The organism is Crossiella sp. CA-258035 (assembly GCF_030064675.1).
Lineage (GTDB): Bacteria > Actinomycetota > Actinomycetes > Mycobacteriales > Pseudonocardiaceae > Crossiella.
In genome coordinates this window covers 7,262,702-7,280,179 of record NZ_CP116413.1, presented here as the reverse complement: position 1 = coordinate 7,280,179, position 17,478 = coordinate 7,262,702, and the positions used below count along the sequence as shown (strand labels likewise).

Below are 17,478 nucleotides of genomic sequence, written 5' to 3'. Positions count from 1 at the left end.
GATGATCATGGGGGTGCGCGGGGGATGTCCGAAAACTTGGGGTCCTTGTCTGACGGACATGGGGAGCTAGGTTTGCCGCATGGCTGGTGCGGCTCGGCGGGTGGTGATCATCGGGTATGACGAGGCTGAGCTGCTCGACATCGCCTGTCCCAGCGATGTGCTGGACGCGGCCAACCGGATGGGCCTGGACCCGGGGTATGAGATCCGGCTGGCCAGCATGGGAGGGCGCGCGGTCCGGTGTGCTTCCGGGTTGACACTGGCGGCGCAGGTACGGCTGGAGCGGGTGGCCGGGCCGGTGGACACGATGATCGTGGTTGGCGGCTGGACCTACCGCGAACAGGCGCTTGACCAGCGGTTCGTCGACCAGGTTCGGCGGGTGGCGGGGCTGAGCCGGCGGGTGGCCTCGGTGTGTGTCGGGTCGACGCTGCTGGCCGCCGCCGGGTTGCTGGACGGGCGGCGGGCGACCACGCACTGGTTCTACGCCGACCGGATGGCCAAGGACTTTCCCTCGGTGACCGTGGACCCCTCACCGCTGTTCATCAAGGACGGGCCGCTGTACACCTCGGCGGGCGTGACCAGCGGGCTCGACCTGGCGCTGGCGCTGCTGGAAGAAGACCACGGCGCGCAGGTGGCGCGGACGGTGGCCCGGCACCTGGTCACCTACCTGCAACGGCCGGGCAACCAGGCGCAGGTGAGCATGTACGTCGCGGCGCCGCCGCCGGAGCGCGGGGTGGTGCGGGACCTGGTGCGGCTGATCGAGAGCGATCCGGCCGCCGACCTGCGCGCGAGCACACTGGCCCGGCGGGCTGGGCTGAGCACCCGGCACCTGGCCCGGCTGTTCGAGGAGCAGGTGGGCAGCACGCCGAGCCGGTACGTGCGCGCCGCCCGGACCAGGGCTGCCGCGCGGCTGCTGGAGTCGACCCGGCTGCCGCTGGCCGCGATCGCCCTCCGCTGCGGGTTCAGCTCCACCGAGACCCTGCGGCAGGCCTTCCTGGACCACTTCCAGACCTCACCGTCCAGTTACCGGCTGGTCCAGCGCAGGCGGTCCGCGGCGGGCTGACCTCGGGCGCGGGCGAACCGGAAGAACCACCGTTGGGGGCGCTGCGCGTTCGGCTGTCCCCCGTTAGCCTGAAGCGGGTCGGCCGGTGTCGATCGAAGGGTGTTGCCATGCGGATCGCGGATGTCCTGCGCACCAAGGGTTCCACTGTTGCCACGGTCGAACCTGGCACAACGGTCACCCAACTGCTCGGCGCGCTCGCCGAGCACAACGTGGGCGCGCTGGTCGTGATCGGACCGGACGGGACCGTGGTGGGCATCGTGTCCGAGCGGGACGTGGTCCGGCAGTTGCGGGAACGCGGGGCCGAGCTGCTCAGCGGCACGGTCGCGGAGATCATGACCGCCGCCGTGGTGACCTGCACGCCGGAGGACACCGTGGACAACCTCACCGTGCTGATGACCGAGCGGCGGATCCGGCATGTGCCGGTGCTCGTCGACGGGCGGCTGGCCGGGATCGTGTCCATTGGTGACGTGGTCAAGTCCCGGATCAGCCAGCTGGAAGAGGACCACGAGCACCTTCAGGCGTACATCGCCCAGGGCTGACATTTCGCGGTGGCGGGCGCGCGGGGCTGGTCCTAGCGTGCGCTGTCATGGCACGTATCGCATTTCTCGGGCTCGGGCGCATGGGTGTGCTGATGGCGGGCAGGCTGCTGACCGCCGGGCACGACCTCACCGTGTGGAACCGGACCGCGGCCAAGGCCGAGCCGCTCGCGTGGCAGGGCGCCAGGGTCGCGGCGGACCCGGCGGGCGCGGTGGACGGCGCGCAGTTCGTCATCACCATGCTGGCCGACGGCGACGCGGTGGACGAGGTCATCTTCGGCACCGGCGCGGGCGCGGCGAAGCTGGCCGCGGGGGCGACCGTGGTGGAGATGTCCACCAGCGGGCCCGAGGCGGTCCGGAACCTGCGGGCCAAGATGCCCGAGGGGACCACGCTGGTCGACGCGCCGGTCAAGGGCACGCTGCCGCAGGCCGAGGGCGGCACGCTGGACATCTACGTCGGCGGGACCGAGGCCGAGTTCGCCGCGGTCCGGGAGGTGCTCTCGGTGCTCGGCAACCCGGTGCGGGTCGGCGAGACCGGCGCGGGGGCCTCGCTGAAGCTGGTGGTCAACGCGATCACCGCGACGGTGCCGGTGCTGATCGGCGAGGCGATGGCGCTGGCCGACGGGATGGGCGTGGACGCGGGCACCGCCTGGGACGCGCTGGCCGGGTCCGCGGTCGGCGGCATGGCGCGGCGGATGCGGGAGCAGACCGCGGACGACGGTCAGCCGATCACCTTCTCGCTCAGCCTGGCCGCCAAGGACCTGCGGCTCGCGCTGGAGGCCGGGGCGGCGGCGGAAGGGGTCATCGCGGCGGCTCGGCGGGAGCTGGGCGCGGCGGAGCAGGCCGGGCTCGGGGAGCGGGACTTCAGCGCCGTGGTGACGCACCTGCGCCAGCGGGACTGACGCGGGCGATCTAGTTCTCGCTGTGCTTCTGCGCGAACTCGGTCAGCGGCACCGGGACCGCGCGCAGGGTGCGCAGGATCTCCGCCTCCCTGGTCAGCATCCGGCGGACCAGCCGCAGCCGCCGGATCGGGCAGGTCTCCTCCAGCAGCCGTTGCTGGTCCTCAAGGGGCAGCATGCAGTCGGCGGCCAGTTCGTGGGACAGGGAGGCGAAATCGGCCGAGCCGCTGGGTTCCTTCCAGTCCTCCTGCCGCCAGGCCGTGGTGCAGTAGCGGCGGTGCGCGGCGCGGGCGGCGTCGGCCAGCACCGTGGGCTTGGGGCCGAGGGCGGGCTCGGCGTCGGGCATCCACTCCACCTGGCCGAGCAGGTACGGCGCGCTGCCCCCGTCCACCGCCAGCAGCCGGAAGCGGCGCTGACCGCGCACGACCACGTCGAACCGGCCGTCGTCGAGCCTGCGGACCTCGCGCAGCAGCGCGGTGCAGCCGATCTCGTGCCAGGCCTCCAGGTTGTCCTCGCCGACCTCCCAGCCCTGCTTGACCGCGACCACGCCGAAGCTGCGACCGGGCACGGCGCCGGTCACCAGGTCCACCATCAGCTGCCGGTAGCGCGGTTCGAAGATGTGCAGCGGCAGCGAGGCGCCCGGCAGCAGCACCGTGCCCAACGGGAACAGCGGCAGTGTGTCGGTCACCCGTTCACGTTACGACGAGCGGCCCGTGCCCGCTGGCCGATTTCCGGCAGGCGGCCGCAGCACGGCGAACGGGTCGGTCACCTCCAAGCCCTTGCCGGGGAACCGGAACAGCGCCGCCGGACGCCCGCCGGAGGGGCCCGGCGGGGCGGTGTGGCCGGTGGGTTCCAGCAGGCCCCGGCGGGAGAGCACGCGTTGCAGGTTGGTCGCGGACACCCGGTAGCCCAGTGCCGCCGAGTACAGCGAGCGCAGGGCCGAGACGGTGAACTCCGGCGGCGCCAGCGCGAAGCCGATGTTGGTGTAGGACAGCTTGGCGCGCAGCCGGTTGCGGGCGCGCTGGACGATGGCCTCGTGGTCGAAGGCGGTGGGCGGCAGGGCGTCCACCGGATGCCAGGCGGTGTCGGACGGGATGGCCGGGTCGACGTCGTAGGGGACCAGGCCGAGGAAGGCCGTGGCGACCACCCGTTCGCCGGGCACCCTCTCAGGGAGTGAGAACACCGCGAGCTGCTCGACGTGCGGCACTTCGCGCACATCGACCTTCTCGCCCAGTTGCCTGCGCACGGAGGTCTCGACGTCCTCGCTGGTCCCGAGCCTGCCGCCGGGCAGTGACCACCGTCCGGCGTGCGGTTCGCGGGCCCGTTGCCACAGCAGCGCCTGGAGTGATCCAGCTCGCACTTGGAGCACCGCGGCCAGAACCTCATGTGCCGCATGACCCTTTTGGCTGATACCATCACCCATAGTTTTCGATTCTAAGGCGAAAACCCGGTTGACGGCCACTCGGCACGCTCGGGTGGAGCAAGGAGGACGACATGGCCGCTACTGCGTGGTTGGAGCGGACCGACCTGACTCCCTACGGCGGCGTCGAGCCGAACGCGGAGTGGGCCGCTGAGGTACGCAGGCTGGCCGAGGAGCGCGACGCGGTGCTGCTGGCGCACAACTACCAGCTCCCGGAGATCCAGGACATCGCGCACCACACCGGTGACTCGCTGGCGCTGAGCCGCATCGCGGCCGAGAGCGATGCCTCGACCATCGTGTTCTGCGGTGTGCACTTCATGGCCGAGACGGCCAAGATCCTCAGCCCGGAGAAGACCGTGCTGATCCCGGACGCGCGGGCGGGCTGCTCGCTGGCCGACTCGATCAACGCCGAGCAGCTGCGGGCCTGGAAGGCCGAGCACCCCGGCGCGGTGGTGGTCTCCTACGTGAACACCACCGCCGAGGTGAAGGCCGAGACCGACATCTGCTGCACCTCCTCCAACGCGGTGGACGTGGTCCGCTCGATCCCCGAGGACCGCGAGGTGCTGTTCTGCCCTGACCAGTTCCTCGGCGCGCACGTCAAGCGCGAGACCGGGCGGGACAACCTGCACATCTGGGCAGGCGAGTGCCACGTGCACGCCGGGATCAACGGTCCCGAGCTGGCCGCCAAGGCCGCGGCCAACCCGGAGGCGGACCTGTTCATCCACCCCGAGTGCGGCTGCGCCACCTCCGCGCTCTACCTGGCAGGCGAGGGCACCGTGCCCGCCGAGCGGGTGCACATCCTCTCCACCGGCGACATGGTCAAGGCCGCCAGGCAGACCAAGGCGGACACCGTGCTGGTGGCCACCGAGATCGGCATGATCCACCAGCTGCGCCGGGCCGCGCCGGAGATCGACTTCCGCGCGGTGAACGACCGGGCCTCCTGCCGGTACATGAAGATGATCACCCCGGCGGCGCTGCTGCGCGCGCTGCGCGAGGGCAAGGACGAGGTGCACGTCGACCCCGAGGTGGCCGCCCGCGGCCGCGCCTCGGTGCGGCGGATGATCGAGATCGGCCAGCCGGGCGGGGGCGAGTGAGGTGCCGCGCTGGGAGGCTCGCGCCGACCTGGTCGTGGTCGGCACCGGTGTCGCCGGGCTGACCGCGGCGCTGCGGGCCACCGAGCTGGGCCTGCGGGTGCTGGTGGTCACCAAGGCGGCCGCCGAGGAGGGCAACACCAGGTGGGCACAGGGCGGGATCGCCGTGGTGCTGGACGGCGAGCACGAGCCCGGTGACAGCGTCGGCAAGCACCTGGCGGACACCCTCACCGCGGGCGCCGGGCTGTGCGACGAGGTCGCCGCGCGGGCCATCCTCGCCGGTGGACCGGCCGCGGTGGGCAGGCTGCGCCGCCGCGGCGCGGTCTTCGACGCCAAGGCCGACGGCAGGCTGGCGCGCACCAGGGAGGGCGGGCACTCCGCGTACCGGGTGGTGCACGCCGGCGGGGACGCCACCGGCGCGGAGGTCGAGCGCGCGTTGCTGGCCAGTGCCGCCGACGGCAGGCTGACCATCCTGGAGCGGCACACCGCGGTGGACGTGCTGCGCGCCGAGCCGGTGCAGGTCGGCCCGCGGCCGGGCAGCGCGGTCAGCGGACTGCTGGTGCTGGACGAGACCGGGAACCTCGGTGTGCTGGCGGCGCCCGCCGTGCTGCTGGCCACCGGCGGCCTCGGCCAGCTCTACGCCGCCACCAGCAACCCCGAGGTGGCCACCGCGGACGGGCTCGCGCTCGCGCTGCGCGCCGGGGCCACCGCGGCCGACCTGGAGTTCACCCAGTTCCATCCCACCGTGCTCTACACCGGTTCCGGCGCGCGCGGTCGCCGGCCGCTGGTCACCGAGGCGGTGCGCGGCGAGGGCGCGGTGCTCGTCGACGGCGACGGCGCGCGGGTGATGGCCGGGGTGCACCCGCTGGCCGACCTCGCGCCCAGGGACGTGGTGGCCGCGGCGATCACCCGGCGGATGAACGCCACCGGTGTGCACAACGTGTACCTGGATGCCACCGGGCTTGGGCCGGACACCCTCGGCGTGCCGTTCGCCCAGCGGTTCCCGAGCGTGCACGCGGCCTGCGTGGCGGCCGGGATCGACCCGGCGGTCGACCCGATCCCGGTCGCGCCCGCCTGCCACTACGCCTGCGGAGGGGTCATGTCCACCGTGGACGGGCGCACCGCGGTCACCGGGCTGTACGTGGTCGGCGAGGTCGCGCGCACCGGCCTGCACGGCGCCAACCGGCTGGCCTCCAACAGCCTGCTGGAGGGCCTGGTCGGCGGCGAGCGGGTGGCCGAGGCGGTCGCGCTGGACCTGGGCACCGGACTGGCCGACGGGCACCGGGCGCCGGTGCGGATCGCCGTGCCGGTGGCCAGGATCGCCGACCGGGACACCTTGCAGCTGACCATGAGCAGGCACGCCGGGGTGGGCCGCAGCGCGCTGGGCCTGGCCGAGGCGGCCGGGACGATCGGCGCGGCGAGCGCGGAGGCGCCGCTGCGCAGCCGGGCGGAGGTCGAGGACGCGGCGCTCACCCTGGCCGCGGCGGTGCTGCTGGACAGCGCCGCGGCGCGGACCGAGACGCGGGGCTGCCACGTCCGCGAGGATTGTCCGGCCACCGACGACCTGGGCTGGCGGCGCAGCATCGCCGTCCGGCTCGGTGCCGACGGCAGGCCGGAGCTGATGCGGTGGACCGCGATGGGAGGTGCGGCGTGAGAGCCGTTGGCGGGGTCGAGTACTGGCGCAGCTGTTCACACCGGGTCTCGGCCAAGCTGGGCCGGGCCGGGCTGGACGTCGACGACGTGCAGCGGGTGATCAGCCTGGCCCTGGGCGAGGACCTACGGTACGGCCCGGACGCGACCACGGACGCGACCGTGCCACGGGAGGCGGTCGCCGAGGCCGACCTGAACCCGCGCAAGGGCGGGGTGCTGGCCGGCGGGGTGGTCGCGCTGGCGGTGTTCGACACGGTGATCGGCGCGGAGAACTACGAGGTCCTGGAGCTGCGCAAGGACGGGGAGAAGCTGTCGCCGGGGGAGAGCGCGCTGCGGCTGCGCGGCCCGGTGCGCGGGCTGCTCACCGCCGAGCGGACCGCGCTGAACCTGGTCTGCCACCTCTCCGGGGTGGCCACCGCGACCGCGGCCTGGGTGGACGCGGTCAACGGCACCGGGTGCGTGGTGCGGGACAGCCGCAAGACCCTGCCCGGCCTGCGGCTGCTGCAGAAGTACGCGGTGCGCTGCGGCGGCGGGGAGAACCACCGGCTGGGCCTCGGCGACGCGGTGCTGATCAAGGACAACCACGTGGTCGCCGCCGGTGGGGTGGTGGAGGCGCTGAAGCTGGCCCGCCAGCACGCGCCGCACCTGCCCTGCGAGGTGGAGGTGACCTCGCTGGAGGAGCTGGACCTGGTGCTCGGCGAGGAGGCCTCGCTGGTGCTGCTGGACAACTTCACGCCTGAGCAGTGCGCCGAGGCGGTGCGCAGGGCGGCCGGGACCGCGACGAAGCTGGAGGCCTCCGGCGGGCTGACGCTGGACGTGGCCAGGCAGTACGCCGAGACCGGGGTGGACTACCTGGCGGTGGGCGGGCTGACGCACTCCTCGCCCGCGCTGGACCTGGGGCTTGACCTGCGCTGAGCGGAGTTGGCGGGGCGTCTTCCGGGGGAGGACGCCCCTTCGCTTCGTCCGGTCGCGGCTTCAGAGCCTGCGGTTCTCCAGCACGGGGATGGCCTCGCGGGCCTGCTCGGTGACGAACGGGTCGATGCTGACCACCAGCACCTCCGGTTCCGCGCCCAGCGCGGCCTGCACCCGGCCGAAGGGGTCCACCACCGCGCTGTAGCCGACGCCGGTGGGGGCGTTCCCGCTGGGCTCGATGCCCGCGCTGGCCGGGTCGGCCTGGCCGCAGGCGACCACCCAGGTGGTGGAGTCCAGGGCGCGGGCCCTGGTCAGCAGCTCCCACTGCTCGCGCTTGCCCTCGCCGGCGCCCCAGGAGGCGGCGGTGATGATGACGCTGGCGCCGTTGTCGGCCAGGGCGCGGTAGAGCTCGGGGAAGCGGAGGTCGTAGCAGGTGGTCATGCCGACGGTGACGCCGCCGATCTCGATCGCCACCAGGTCGTCGCCCGGCGCGACCGTCTTGGACTCGGTGAAGCCGAAGGCGTCGAACAGGTGGATCTTGTGGTAGCCCACCGGGTCGTCGCCGCCGGTGACCAGCAGCGTGTTGTACACCCGGCCGTCCGGCGCGGGGGTGAACATGCCCGCGACCACCAGCACCCCGGCCTCCTTGGCCAGCCTGCCGACCGCGGTGCCCCAGGGGCCGTCCACCGGCTCGGCGATGTCGGTCAGCTTCGGGCCGCCGAAGCAGGCCATCGTGGCCTCGGGGAAGACCACCAGCTCGGCGCCCTGGTCCGCGGCCAGGCTGATGCCCTCCCGAACCAGTTCCAGGTTCTGGGCGGGGTGGGCGCCCGACACGATCTGACACAGGCCGATTCGCACTCTGGGTCCTCCTTGAACTCCTCGGCAAGCTGGCCCACACAGTGTGACCTACTTGTATACTTCCAGTATGCAAGGGGGTGTCTGATGGCCAGTGGCCGTGACCGCGCCTACGAGTTCCTGAAGGACACGGTCCTGGGTGATCCGGCCATGCAGGGACAGTTCATCAACGAGCAGGAGCTCGCTGACCGTATCGGTGTGTCGCGCACGCCCATCCGCGAGGCACTGCTCATGCTCGCCGCCGAGGACCTGCTGCGCCTGGTGCCGAAGAAGGGCGCCTACATCCCCGCGATGACCATGCGGGAGATCAAGGAGCTGATGGAGCTCCGCGAGCTCCTGGAACGGCATGCCGCCGAACGCGTGCTGGCCGGGGACCGGAGCGCGCTGAACGGGATGGCCGAGGCGCTCGAGGCCCAGCGCGGACTGCTCACCAGCGAGGACTCCCGCGGTTTCATCGAGTGGGACCGGCGCTTCCACGCCGCGCTGGTCTCGGCCACCGGCAACCAGCTGCTGGTGCGGGTCTACGACGGGTTGCGGGCCAGGCAGGTCACCGTCGGGGTGGCCGCGCTGGGCCGGGCGGCCGGGCGGCGGGAGGCGGTGCTGGCCGAGCACGAGCTGATCCTCAACTCCCTCGCCGAGGGGGACGGGCTGGCCGCCTCGCTGGCCATCACGACGCATCTGCAGGCGACGCTGAAGGTGCTGCTGGCGGGGTGAGCAGCTGCTCGGCCGGGTCGGGGTTGCGGCCGAGGGCCAGGCCGATCAGGGAGATCACGCCGGTCACCGCGAGGTAGGCGGCCAGCGCCGGCCAGTTGTGGAACTCCGCCAGCAGATAGGTGAACAGCAGTGGGGCGACCGCGCCGCCGATCACCCCGGCCAGGGTGTAGGCCAGTGAGCTGCCGGTGTAGCGCAGCCTGGGGGTGAACTGCTCGGCGATGAAGGCCGCCTGCGGGCCGAACAGGGCGGAGTGGATCACCAGGCCGCCCAGCACGCCGAGGACGAGTAGCGGCAGCGAGCGGGCTTCGGCCAGCGGGAAGAACACCAGTGGCCAGGCCATCGCGGCGAGGGTGCCCACGGCCAGCATCCGGCGGCGGCCCCAGCGGTCGGACAGCGCGCCGGCCAGCGGGATCAGGAAGACCTGCACGGCCGAGCCGATCAGCACCGCGGCCAGCGCCCAGCCGCGTGGCACGCCCAGCTCCTGGGTGGCATAGGTCAGCACGAACACCGCGAACAGGGCGTAGAGCACGTCCGGGCAGACCCGGCAGAGCACCGCGGCGGCGAGCTGGTGGCGCTGGGTGGTGAACACCTCGGTGACCGGCGCGGTGGGGCGCTCGCCGTGCTCGGCGATAGCCTGGAAGACCGGGGTCTCCTCCAGCTTGGCCCTGATCCACAGGCCGAAGATCACCAGCACCGCCGACAGCAGGAAGGCCACCCGCCAGCCCCAGGCCAGGAAGTCCTCGGCGCTCAGCGCCACGCCGAGCAGCGCGATCACGCCGTTGGCCAGCAGGGTGCCCAGCGGCGGGCCGACCTGGGCGGCCGAGGCCCAGAAGCCGCGGCGGGCCGGGTCGCCGAACTCGCTGGAGAGCAGCACCGCGCCGCCCCACTCCCCGCCGAGGCCGACGCCCTGGGCGAAGCGCAGCAGCACCAGCAGCACCGCGGCGGTCACCCCGATGTCCTCGTGGGTGGGCAGCAGGCCGATCACGAAAGTGGACGCCCCGGTGATCAACAGGGTGGTGACCAGCACCTTCTTCCGGCCGATCACATCGCCGAGGCGGCCGAAGACGAACCCGCCCAGCGGCCGGGACAGGTAGCCGACGGCGTAGGTGGAGAAGGCCAGCAGGGTGCCGGACAGGGGGTCGTGGCTGGGGAAGAACAGCGTGCCGAAGACCAGGGCGGCACTGGAGGAGTAGATGGCGAAGTCGTACCACTCGAGTGCGGTGTCGCTCAGGCTCGCGGTGAAGGCCCGGATCAGGGATCGCTGGTTATGCATGCCCCATACTTGCTGTATACAAGACGTATGCGCAAGAGTGGAGAGTGCCGATGACCCGACTGAGCTTCGAGCTGCCCGATGGCGAGACCGTCCAGGTCACCGTGCGCACGCTGCTCAACGCGGGGTACGCCGGGCGCAGCCAGGAGGAGGTGGCCGCGCACGTGGCCGAGCTGGCCGAGCTGGGTGTGCCCGCGCCCAGCGTCACGCCCAGCCTCTACCCGGTCGCGCCCTACCTGGCCATGCAGACCGAGGAGGTGCCGGTGCAGCACGGACGCACCTCGGGCGAGGCGGAGTGGGCGCTGGTGGTCACCGAGGCCGGGGTGCTGCTGACCGCGGCCTGCGACCACACCGACCGCGCGCTGGAGGTGCACGGCGTGGCCTGGAGCAAGCAGGCGGGCCCGGACGTGCTCGCCCGGCAGGCCTGGCGGCTGGACGCGGTGGCGGACCGGATCGACCGGATCGCCCTGACCGGCTGGGTCACCGGCGCGGACGGCCGGGAGCAGCTCATCCAGCAGGGCACGCTCGGTGAGCTGCTCTCGCCGCGGTACTGGCTGGAGCGGCTGCGGGCGGACGGGCTGGCCGAGCCGGGCACCGTGCTGCTCTCCGGCACCATCCCGATGAAGCCGGGAGTGGACCAGTTCGCCGCCGCCTGGCGGGTCGAACTGGCCGACCCGGACACCGGGGCGCGGGTTTCCTGCGGATACACGGTTCGTCGCCTGCCCGCGCCGGTCGGCTGAACCGGGGGTGCTGTTGCCAGAGATTGGCAGCTAGGGTCTCCGGCGTGAAGCGCCGACAGGTTGCCCTCCTGCTGCCCGCCATGATCGCATCGGTCGCGGTCGCCGCCGCCTGCACCACGCCGACGGCGGCGCCCGACCGCAAGGCGGGCACGGACCGCACTGCGATGACCCTCGCCGACGGCTACGAGCCGGAGAGCCTCAACCCGCTGCTCGGCTACGGCGAGGAGGGTGTGTCCAAGCTCTTCGACGGACTGGTCGAGCACCAGGCCGACCGGTCGGTGCGCCCGCTGTTGGCCGCCGACCTGCCCAAGCCCGCGCCGGACGGCAGGTCCTGGACGGTGAAGCTGCGCACCGGGGTCAAGTTCCACGACGCCAGCCCGTTCAACGCCGAGGACGTGGTGGCCACCTACCGCGCGCTGCTCGACCCGGCCTACGCCTCCACGGTGAAGTCCTCCTTCGGCATGCTCACCGGCGTCAACCAGGTCGATCCGGAGACGGTGCGCTTCGACCTCGCCTACCCGTACACGCCGTTCGCGCACAAGCTGGTGCTGGGCATCCTGCCGAACGAGGCGCTGGCCCAGCCCGGACCGCTGGCGAAGAACCCCTTCGGCGCCAAGCCGGTCGGCACCGGCCCGTACAAGCTGGAGGAGTGGCGCAAGGGCGAGAAGATGGTGCTGGCGGCCAACGACGGCTACTTCGAGAAGGTGCCGAAGGTCCGCAAGGTCACCGTGGTCTTCGCCACCGACGACAACGCGCGCGCCCAGCGGATGAAGACCGGTGAGTTCGACGGCACCTCGCTGCCGCCCGCGCTGGCCAAGACCTTCGAGGGCAACGGCTACCGGCAGATCACCCACCGCAGCGCGGACTACCGCACGGTCACCATGCCGATGGCCAACCCGGTCACCGCGGACAAGGGCCTGCGGCTGGCGCTCAACCACGCGGTGGACCGCCAGGGCATGATCAACGCCTTCCTGGCGGGCAAGGGCGCGCCCGCCTCCACCCCGATCCCGCAGGCGCTGCCGGAGTTCGTGGAGCCGGCCGCGCAGTTCCGGTTCGACCGGGCCGAGGCCGAGCGCATCCTGGACCAGACCGGCTGGGCCAAGCGGGACAACGGGATCCGCGCTCGCGGCGACCTGGCGGCCAGCTTCACGCTGATGTACCCGGTCGGCGACGCGGTGCGCAAGGACCTCGCGCAGGCCTTCGCCTCCGACGCCAAGGCGGTCGGCATCGAGGTGAAGCTGGAGGGCCTTGGCTGGGAGGCGATCGAGCCGCGGATGGGCAAGGACGCGCTGGTGCTCGGCGGCGGCAACCCGTTCGACCCCGACCTGAAGTCCTACCCGCTGCTGCACTCCAGCTTCGGCGGCGACGGCTTCAACAACCCCGGCCGTTACTCGAACCCGGCGGTGGACCGCGCCCTGGAGGCCGGACGGCGGGAGGCCGACCCGGCGCAGCGGGTGGCGCAGTACCGGGAGTTCCAGCGCGCCTACGCCGCCGACCCCGGCATGGTGTTCCTGGCCTTCCTGGACCACACCTACGTGGTGCGCGACGGCTGGAGCGGCTACCAGGAGGTCGTCGACCCGCACACGCACGGCCTCACCTGGGGCCCGTGGTGGAACCTCCAGGACTGGACCCCGCAGGGGTGAGCGCCGGCGCGCCCAGCCGGGCCCGGGCCATCGGGCTGCTCGCCTTGCGCCGCTTGGCGTTCGCGGTCCCGGTGCTGCTGGTGGTGGCGGTCGCGGTGTTCCTGCTGGGCGCCGCCTCCCCGTTCGACCCGGTGTACCAGTACTACGGGGTGCAGATCTTCAGCGCCAGCGCCGAGGACGTGGCGCGGGCCCGCACCGAGCTCGGCCTGGACGACTCGGTGTTCGTCCAGTTCGGACGGTGGGCCGGCACGCTGCTGACCGGGGATCTCGGTGACAGCCGGTCGTTCCGGCAGCCGGTGGCGCAGGTGATCGCCGAACGGCTGCCCTGGACCCTGCTGCTGGTCACCGTCGGCCTGCTGCTCGCGGTGCTGATCGCGATGGTGCTCGGCGTGCTCGCGGCCTGGCGGCAGGGCGGCTGGCTGGACCGGGCGGTCACCGCGACCGGCCATGCGCTGGAAGGGATTCCGCCGTTCGTGCTCGGCCTGGTCGCGGTGGCGGTGTTCACCCTCGGCCTGGGCTGGCTGCCCGGCGGCGGGCTGACCGACGCTGGCGAGACGGCGAGTTTTGCGCAGGTGGCCACGCACCTGGTGCTGCCCGCGGTGGTGCTCGGGGTGTCGCAGTCGCCGTGGCTGGTCCTGCACATCCGGCAGTCGCTGCTGACCGTGCTGGCCGAGGACCACGTGACCGGCGCGCGGGCCCGCGGGCTCGGTGAGCCGATGGTGGTGCTGCGGCACGCGTTGCCCACCGCGCTGCTGCCGTTCGTGACCCTGCTCGGCGCGCGGGTGCCGGAGCTGGTGACCGGGGCGGTGCTGGTGGAGGAAGTGTTCTCCTGGCCCGGCGTGGCCGGTGCGGTGGTGAAGTCGGCGCTGGCGGTGGACTTCCCGTTGCTGGTGGCGCTGTCGCTGCTGGCGACCGCGGCCGTGCTGGCGGGTTCGCTGCTGGCCGATGTGGCCGCGGCGCTGCTGGATCCGAGGGTGGCCACCGATGGTTGAGACAGCGTCGCTGGAGCGCACCTGGCGGTCCGCGGCCAGGAAACGGGCCGGCACACCGCGCGGCAAGGGCGCGGCGGGGCGGGCCCGGCTGCGGTTGTGGCTGGGGATCGGCACGTTGGTCGCGCTGGTGCTGGGCGCGGTCCTGCTGCCCTGGCTGGGCGGACTGGACGAGTCCTCTGTGGACTACCGGTCGATCCGGCTGGCGCCGAGCCTGGAGCACCCCTTCGGCACCGACGGCGGTGGGCGGGACCTGGTGCTGCGGACCTTCGCGGGGCTGCGGGTCTCGTTGCTGGTGGCCGCGTTGTGCGCGGTGCTGTCCACGGTGCTCGGGGTGCTGGTCGGCGGGCTGTCCGGGCTGGTCGGCGGCTGGACCGACCGGCTGCTGATGCGGCTGGTGGACACGGTGAACGCGGTGCCGCACCTGTTGCTGGGCATCGTGATCGTCGCGCTGTACCGGGGCAGCCTGACCGCGGTGGTGGCCTCGATCGCGCTGACGCACTGGACCACGGTGGCCCGGATCGTGCGGGCCGAGGTGTTGTCGTTGCGGCAGCGGCCTTTTGTGGACGCGGCGATCTCCGGCGGGTCCTCGCGCTGGCGGGTGCTGCGGCGGCATCTGCTGCCCGCGGTGGTGCCGCAGGCGGCGGTGTCCGCGGTGCTGTTGCTGCCGCACGCGGTGTGGCACGAGACCGCGCTGAGCTTCCTCGGCCTCGGGCTGCCGCCGCACCTGGCCAGCATCGGCAACATCCTCACCGAGGGCAGGCAGGCCGTGTTGCTGGGCGCGTGGTGGATCGTGGCGCTGCCCTCGGTGGTGCTGGTGGTGGCCACCCTGGCGGTGTCCGGGGTGGCGGCGGTGTGGCGGGACCGGCTGGTGCCGCGGCGGCGATCGGAGCTGGCGCTGTGACCCTCGGGAGCGAGTCCTTGCTGGATGTGCGTGAGCTGTCCGTGCGGTTCCGGCTGGGCCGGGGGCGGCCAGAGGTGCACGCGGTCACCGACGTCTCCTTCAGCCTGGCTCCCGGCGAGCTGCTGGGGCTGGTGGGGGAGAGTGGGTGTGGCAAGTCGGTGCTGGCGGCCGCGCTGCTGGGACTGTTGCCCGCCAACGCGCGGCTGCGCGGCGAGGCGGTGCTGAGCGCGCCGGAGGACGAGCCGGTCGAGTTGCTGGGCGCGCCGGAAAGCGTGCTCTCGCAACGGGTTCGCGGACGGCTGGTCGGGCTGGTGCCGCAGTCGGCCGCGGCGCACCTGACGCCGGTGCGGACCGCGGGGGCGCAGCTGGTGGAGGCGGTGCGGGTGCTGCGGCCGGACGAGCGCGATCCGGTGTTGGTCGCGGAGGGGCTGGCCGAGCGGGTCGGGCTGGATCCGGTGTTCCTCAAGCGGTATCCGCACGAGCTCTCCGGTGGCACGGCGCAGCGGGTGGCGGTGGCGCTGGCACTGGCCGGGGACCCGCCGGTGGTGCTGGCCGACGAGCCGACCGCCGGGCTGGACCGGCCGCTGGTGGAGCGGACCGTGGACCTGTTGGCCGACCTGGCGCGGGAGGGCAGGGCGGTGCTGCTGATCACGCACGACCTGGCCGCGGCCAGCCGGGTGGCCACCGACCTCGCGGTGATGTACGCGAGCAGGCTGGTGGAGCGCGGCCCGGCGGCGAAGCTCTTCGACACGCCTTGGCATCCCTACACCGAGGGGCTGCTCGGCGCGCTGCCGACCGGCGGTTTCCGGGCCATTCCAGGACATCCACCGGAGCTGACCGCGCTGCCCGAGGGTTGCGCGTTCCGGCCGCGCTGCCCGGTCGCCGAGGACTGCGGCGGCGATCCGGCGCTGGTGCGGCACGGGGACCGCTACGTCGCGTGCAGGCAGCCGTGCTGAGCGGGACCGGCCTGGTCGCCGGATACCGCAGCGGGGTGCCGGTGTTGTCCAATGTGGACATTCAGGTGGCGCGCGGGGAAGTGGTCGGGCTGGCCGGGCCGAGCGGGTGCGGGAAGTCCACGCTGGCCAGGGTGCTGACGCTGCTGATGGCTCCGTGGGCAGGTGAGGTCAGGGTGGACGGCGAGCCGGTGCGCGGGTTCCGGCACGCCGCGCCGCGGGCGCAGCGGACCGCGATCGGGGTGGTCTTCCAGCAGCCCCGGCTCAGCGTGGACCCCCGGTTCACCTTGCAGGAGGTCGTGGCCGAACCCTTGCGGGCCAACGGGGTACGAGCCGTGGAGGACCGGGTGGCCGAGCTGGTCGAGCAGGTCGGGCTGACCGGCGAGCTGCTGCGGCGGCGGCCGCACGAGGTCAGCGACGGGCAGCTGCAACGGGCCTGCCTGGCCAGGGCGCTCGCGCTGGAACCGCGCTACCTGGTCTGCGATGAGATGACCGCGATGCTGGACGCCTCCACCACCGCCGCGCTGGTCGGCGTGGTGGCCGAGCACGGCAACTCCACCGGCACCGGGGTGCTGGCCATCAGCCACGACGAACCGCTGCTCTCGGTATGGGCGGACCGGGTCGTGCGGTGGCGCGACGACGGGGAGGAACAATGATCGATCTCGACCGGGTCCGCGCGGACACGCCGGGCTGCCAGGAGCAGGTCTTCCTGGACAGCGCCGGATCCTCGCTGCCGCCGGAGCCCGTGCTGGCGGAGGTCATCGGCCACCTCAGGCGGGAAGCGGAGGTCGGCGGCTACCGGGCCGAGGCCGAACGCGCCGAGGACCTGGATGCCGGTTACCAGGTGGCCGCGGACTTCTTCGGTTGCGCGCCAACGGATGTGGCCTTCACCGACAGCGCCACCCGGTCCTGGCTGCTGGGCATGTCCGCGGTGCCGCTGGCCGCCGGGGACCGGATCCTGGTGAGCCAGGTGGAGTACGGCAGCAACGCGATCGCGCTGATGCAGCGGGCGCAGGAGTTCGGCGCCACCGTGGAGCTCGTGCCCAGCGCCGAGGACGGCTCGATCTCGGTGCCCGCGCTGACCGCGATGCTGGACGAGCGGGTCAAGCTGGTCTCGGTGGTGCACATGCCCACCAACGGCGGACTGGTCAACCCGGCCAAGGAGATCATCGACGCCGCGCACCAGGTCGGCGCGATCGCGCTGCTGGACGCCTGCCAGACCGCGGGCCAGCGGCGGGTGCGGCTGGACGAGCTGGGCGCGGACCTGATCTCGGTCACCGGCCGCAAATGGCTGCGCGGGCCGCGCGGCACCGGCCTGCTGGTGGTCAATCCCGTTGCCGCGCCCCGGCTCCGGCCGCCGCTGGTGGACCAACACTCGGGGGACTGGAGCGGGCTCGGGGAGTGGACGCTGCGCCAGGACGCGCGGGTGCACGAGCTGTGGGAGTCCTCCATCGCCGACCGGCTCGGCCTGATCGCCGCGCTGCGCTACGCCGAGGAGCTGGGCATCGACGACATCCAGGCCGCGGTGGTGGCGCGCGCGGACTTCCTGCGCGCCGAGCTGTCCGCGCTGCCCGGGGTCACCGTGCACGACCTGGGCACCGAACGCGGCGGGATCGCCACCTTCACCGTCGCGGGCGTGGACGGCGAGGCGGTGAAGAAGGCGTTGGTGGCCAAGGACATCACCGTGTCCGTCGGCGGCACCACCGGCGCGCTGCTGGACATGACCGCGCGCGGGCTCGCCCAGGTGGTCCGGGCCTCGCCGCACTACTTCGTCAGCCAGGAACAGCTGGTCCGGTTCGTGACCGCGGTCGCCGAGATCGCCGCCTGACGCACCGAGGGGCC

At 73.0% G+C, this 17,478-nt stretch carries 18 protein-coding genes; 14 read left to right on the top strand and 4 right to left on the bottom strand.

Translation table 11 applies throughout. From position 1 onward, the window contains the following. The first annotated feature begins 79 nt into the window (after window positions 1-79). The 3 genes from N8J89_RS32690 (at window position 80) to N8J89_RS32680 (ending at window position 2,498) form a co-directional block, all read left to right on the top strand. On the top strand, window positions 80-1,060 hold the full coding sequence (locus tag N8J89_RS32690; RefSeq protein ID WP_283660839.1) for a GlxA family transcriptional regulator: 981 nt from the start codon (window positions 80-82) through the stop codon (window positions 1,058-1,060). A gap of 107 nt (window positions 1,061-1,167) precedes the next feature. After that, window positions 1,168-1,599: a CBS domain-containing protein gene (locus N8J89_RS32685; protein ID WP_283660838.1), complete on the top strand. Its 432-nt coding sequence runs from the start codon at window positions 1,168-1,170 to the stop codon at window positions 1,597-1,599. A gap of 47 nt (window positions 1,600-1,646) precedes the next feature. After that, entirely contained in the window at window positions 1,647-2,498 is an 852-nt protein-coding gene (locus N8J89_RS32680) for an NAD(P)-dependent oxidoreductase (RefSeq protein ID WP_283660837.1), read from the top strand. Window positions 2,499-2,508: 10 nt separating this feature from the next. Here N8J89_RS32680 and N8J89_RS32675 read toward each other — a convergent pair whose 3' ends face one another. Together N8J89_RS32675 and N8J89_RS32670 are read right to left on the bottom strand one after the other, a co-directional pair. Continuing rightward, the gene (locus tag N8J89_RS32675; protein ID WP_283660836.1) at window positions 2,509-3,183 is read right to left on the bottom strand and encodes an LON peptidase substrate-binding domain-containing protein; all 675 of its coding nucleotides are present in this window, start codon (window positions 3,181-3,183) and stop codon (window positions 2,509-2,511) included. 9 nt (window positions 3,184-3,192) lie between these two features. Continuing rightward, on the bottom strand, window positions 3,193-3,918 hold the full coding sequence (locus N8J89_RS32670; RefSeq protein WP_349497420.1) for an NUDIX hydrolase: 726 nt from the start codon (window positions 3,916-3,918) through the stop codon (window positions 3,193-3,195). Between the two features lie 71 nt (window positions 3,919-3,989). Here N8J89_RS32670 and nadA point away from each other — a divergent pair, with 71 nt between their 5' ends. From nadA to nadC, 3 genes are read left to right on the top strand one after another with little or no spacing between them, the layout of a single operon-like run. Next, window positions 3,990-5,009 (top strand): quinolinate synthase NadA, encoded by a 1,020-nt coding sequence (gene nadA / locus N8J89_RS32665; RefSeq protein ID WP_283660834.1) that lies wholly within the window; start codon window positions 3,990-3,992, stop codon window positions 5,007-5,009. Between the two features lies 1 nt (window position 5,010). Further along, on the top strand, window positions 5,011-6,660 hold the full coding sequence (locus N8J89_RS32660) for an L-aspartate oxidase (protein ID WP_283660833.1): 1,650 nt from the start codon (window positions 5,011-5,013) through the stop codon (window positions 6,658-6,660). 56 nt (window positions 6,661-6,716) lie between these two features. After that, window positions 6,717-7,571, top strand: coding sequence for a carboxylating nicotinate-nucleotide diphosphorylase (nadC, locus tag N8J89_RS32655; protein WP_283666302.1), 855 nt, complete (start codon window positions 6,717-6,719; stop codon window positions 7,569-7,571). 60 nt (window positions 7,572-7,631) lie between these two features. On the opposite strand, the gene N8J89_RS32650 is transcribed toward nadC, so the two are convergent. Continuing rightward, a complete protein-coding gene (locus N8J89_RS32650) occupies window positions 7,632-8,426 on the bottom strand; it encodes a carbon-nitrogen hydrolase family protein (protein ID WP_283660832.1) in 795 nt (264 codons plus the stop codon). 84 nt (window positions 8,427-8,510) lie between these two features. Between N8J89_RS32650 and N8J89_RS32645 the strand changes: the two genes are divergently transcribed. After that, a complete protein-coding gene (locus N8J89_RS32645) occupies window positions 8,511-9,137 on the top strand; it encodes a GntR family transcriptional regulator (protein ID WP_283660831.1) in 627 nt (208 codons plus the stop codon). Here N8J89_RS32645 and N8J89_RS32640 read toward each other — a convergent pair. Beyond that, entirely contained in the window at window positions 9,091-10,410 is a 1,320-nt protein-coding gene (locus N8J89_RS32640; RefSeq protein WP_283660830.1) for an MFS transporter, read from the bottom strand. The genes N8J89_RS32645 and N8J89_RS32640 overlap by 47 nt on opposite strands. 50 nt (window positions 10,411-10,460) lie before the next feature. Between N8J89_RS32640 and N8J89_RS32635 the strand changes: the two genes are divergently transcribed. Genes N8J89_RS32635 through N8J89_RS32605 form a run of 7 tightly spaced genes read left to right on the top strand, consistent with a single transcriptional unit; the run spans window position 10,461 to window position 17,464 of the window. After that, window positions 10,461-11,147, top strand: coding sequence for a DUF2848 domain-containing protein (locus tag N8J89_RS32635; protein ID WP_283660829.1), 687 nt, complete (start codon window positions 10,461-10,463; stop codon window positions 11,145-11,147). Between the two features lie 44 nt (window positions 11,148-11,191). Beyond that, window positions 11,192-12,790, top strand: a complete 1,599-nt coding sequence (locus tag N8J89_RS32630; RefSeq protein WP_283660828.1) for an ABC transporter substrate-binding protein — start codon at window positions 11,192-11,194, stop codon at window positions 12,788-12,790. Continuing rightward, the gene (locus tag N8J89_RS32625) at window positions 12,787-13,782 is read left to right on the top strand and encodes an ABC transporter permease (protein WP_283660827.1); all 996 of its coding nucleotides are present in this window, start codon (window positions 12,787-12,789) and stop codon (window positions 13,780-13,782) included. The genes N8J89_RS32630 and N8J89_RS32625 overlap by 4 nt, the downstream gene beginning before the upstream one ends. After that, window positions 13,775-14,683: an ABC transporter permease gene (locus tag N8J89_RS32620; RefSeq protein ID WP_283660826.1), complete on the top strand. Its 909-nt coding sequence runs from the start codon at window positions 13,775-13,777 to the stop codon at window positions 14,681-14,683. The genes N8J89_RS32625 and N8J89_RS32620 overlap by 8 nt, the downstream gene beginning before the upstream one ends. After that, complete coding sequence (locus N8J89_RS32615) at window positions 14,680-15,639, top strand: ABC transporter ATP-binding protein (RefSeq protein ID WP_283660825.1); 960 nt, start codon at window positions 14,680-14,682, stop codon at window positions 15,637-15,639. The genes N8J89_RS32620 and N8J89_RS32615 overlap by 4 nt, the downstream gene beginning before the upstream one ends. Further along, window positions 15,633-16,292 carry an ABC transporter ATP-binding protein gene (locus N8J89_RS32610; RefSeq protein WP_283660824.1) on the top strand — a complete coding sequence of 220 codons (660 nt, stop codon included), beginning with the start codon at window positions 15,633-15,635 and terminating at the stop codon, window positions 16,290-16,292. The genes N8J89_RS32615 and N8J89_RS32610 overlap by 7 nt, the downstream gene beginning before the upstream one ends. After that, entirely contained in the window at window positions 16,289-17,464 is a 1,176-nt protein-coding gene (locus tag N8J89_RS32605) for an aminotransferase class V-fold PLP-dependent enzyme (protein WP_283660823.1), read from the top strand. Before N8J89_RS32610 ends, N8J89_RS32605 begins: the two co-directional genes overlap by 4 nt. Window positions 17,465-17,478 lie beyond the last annotated feature (14 nt).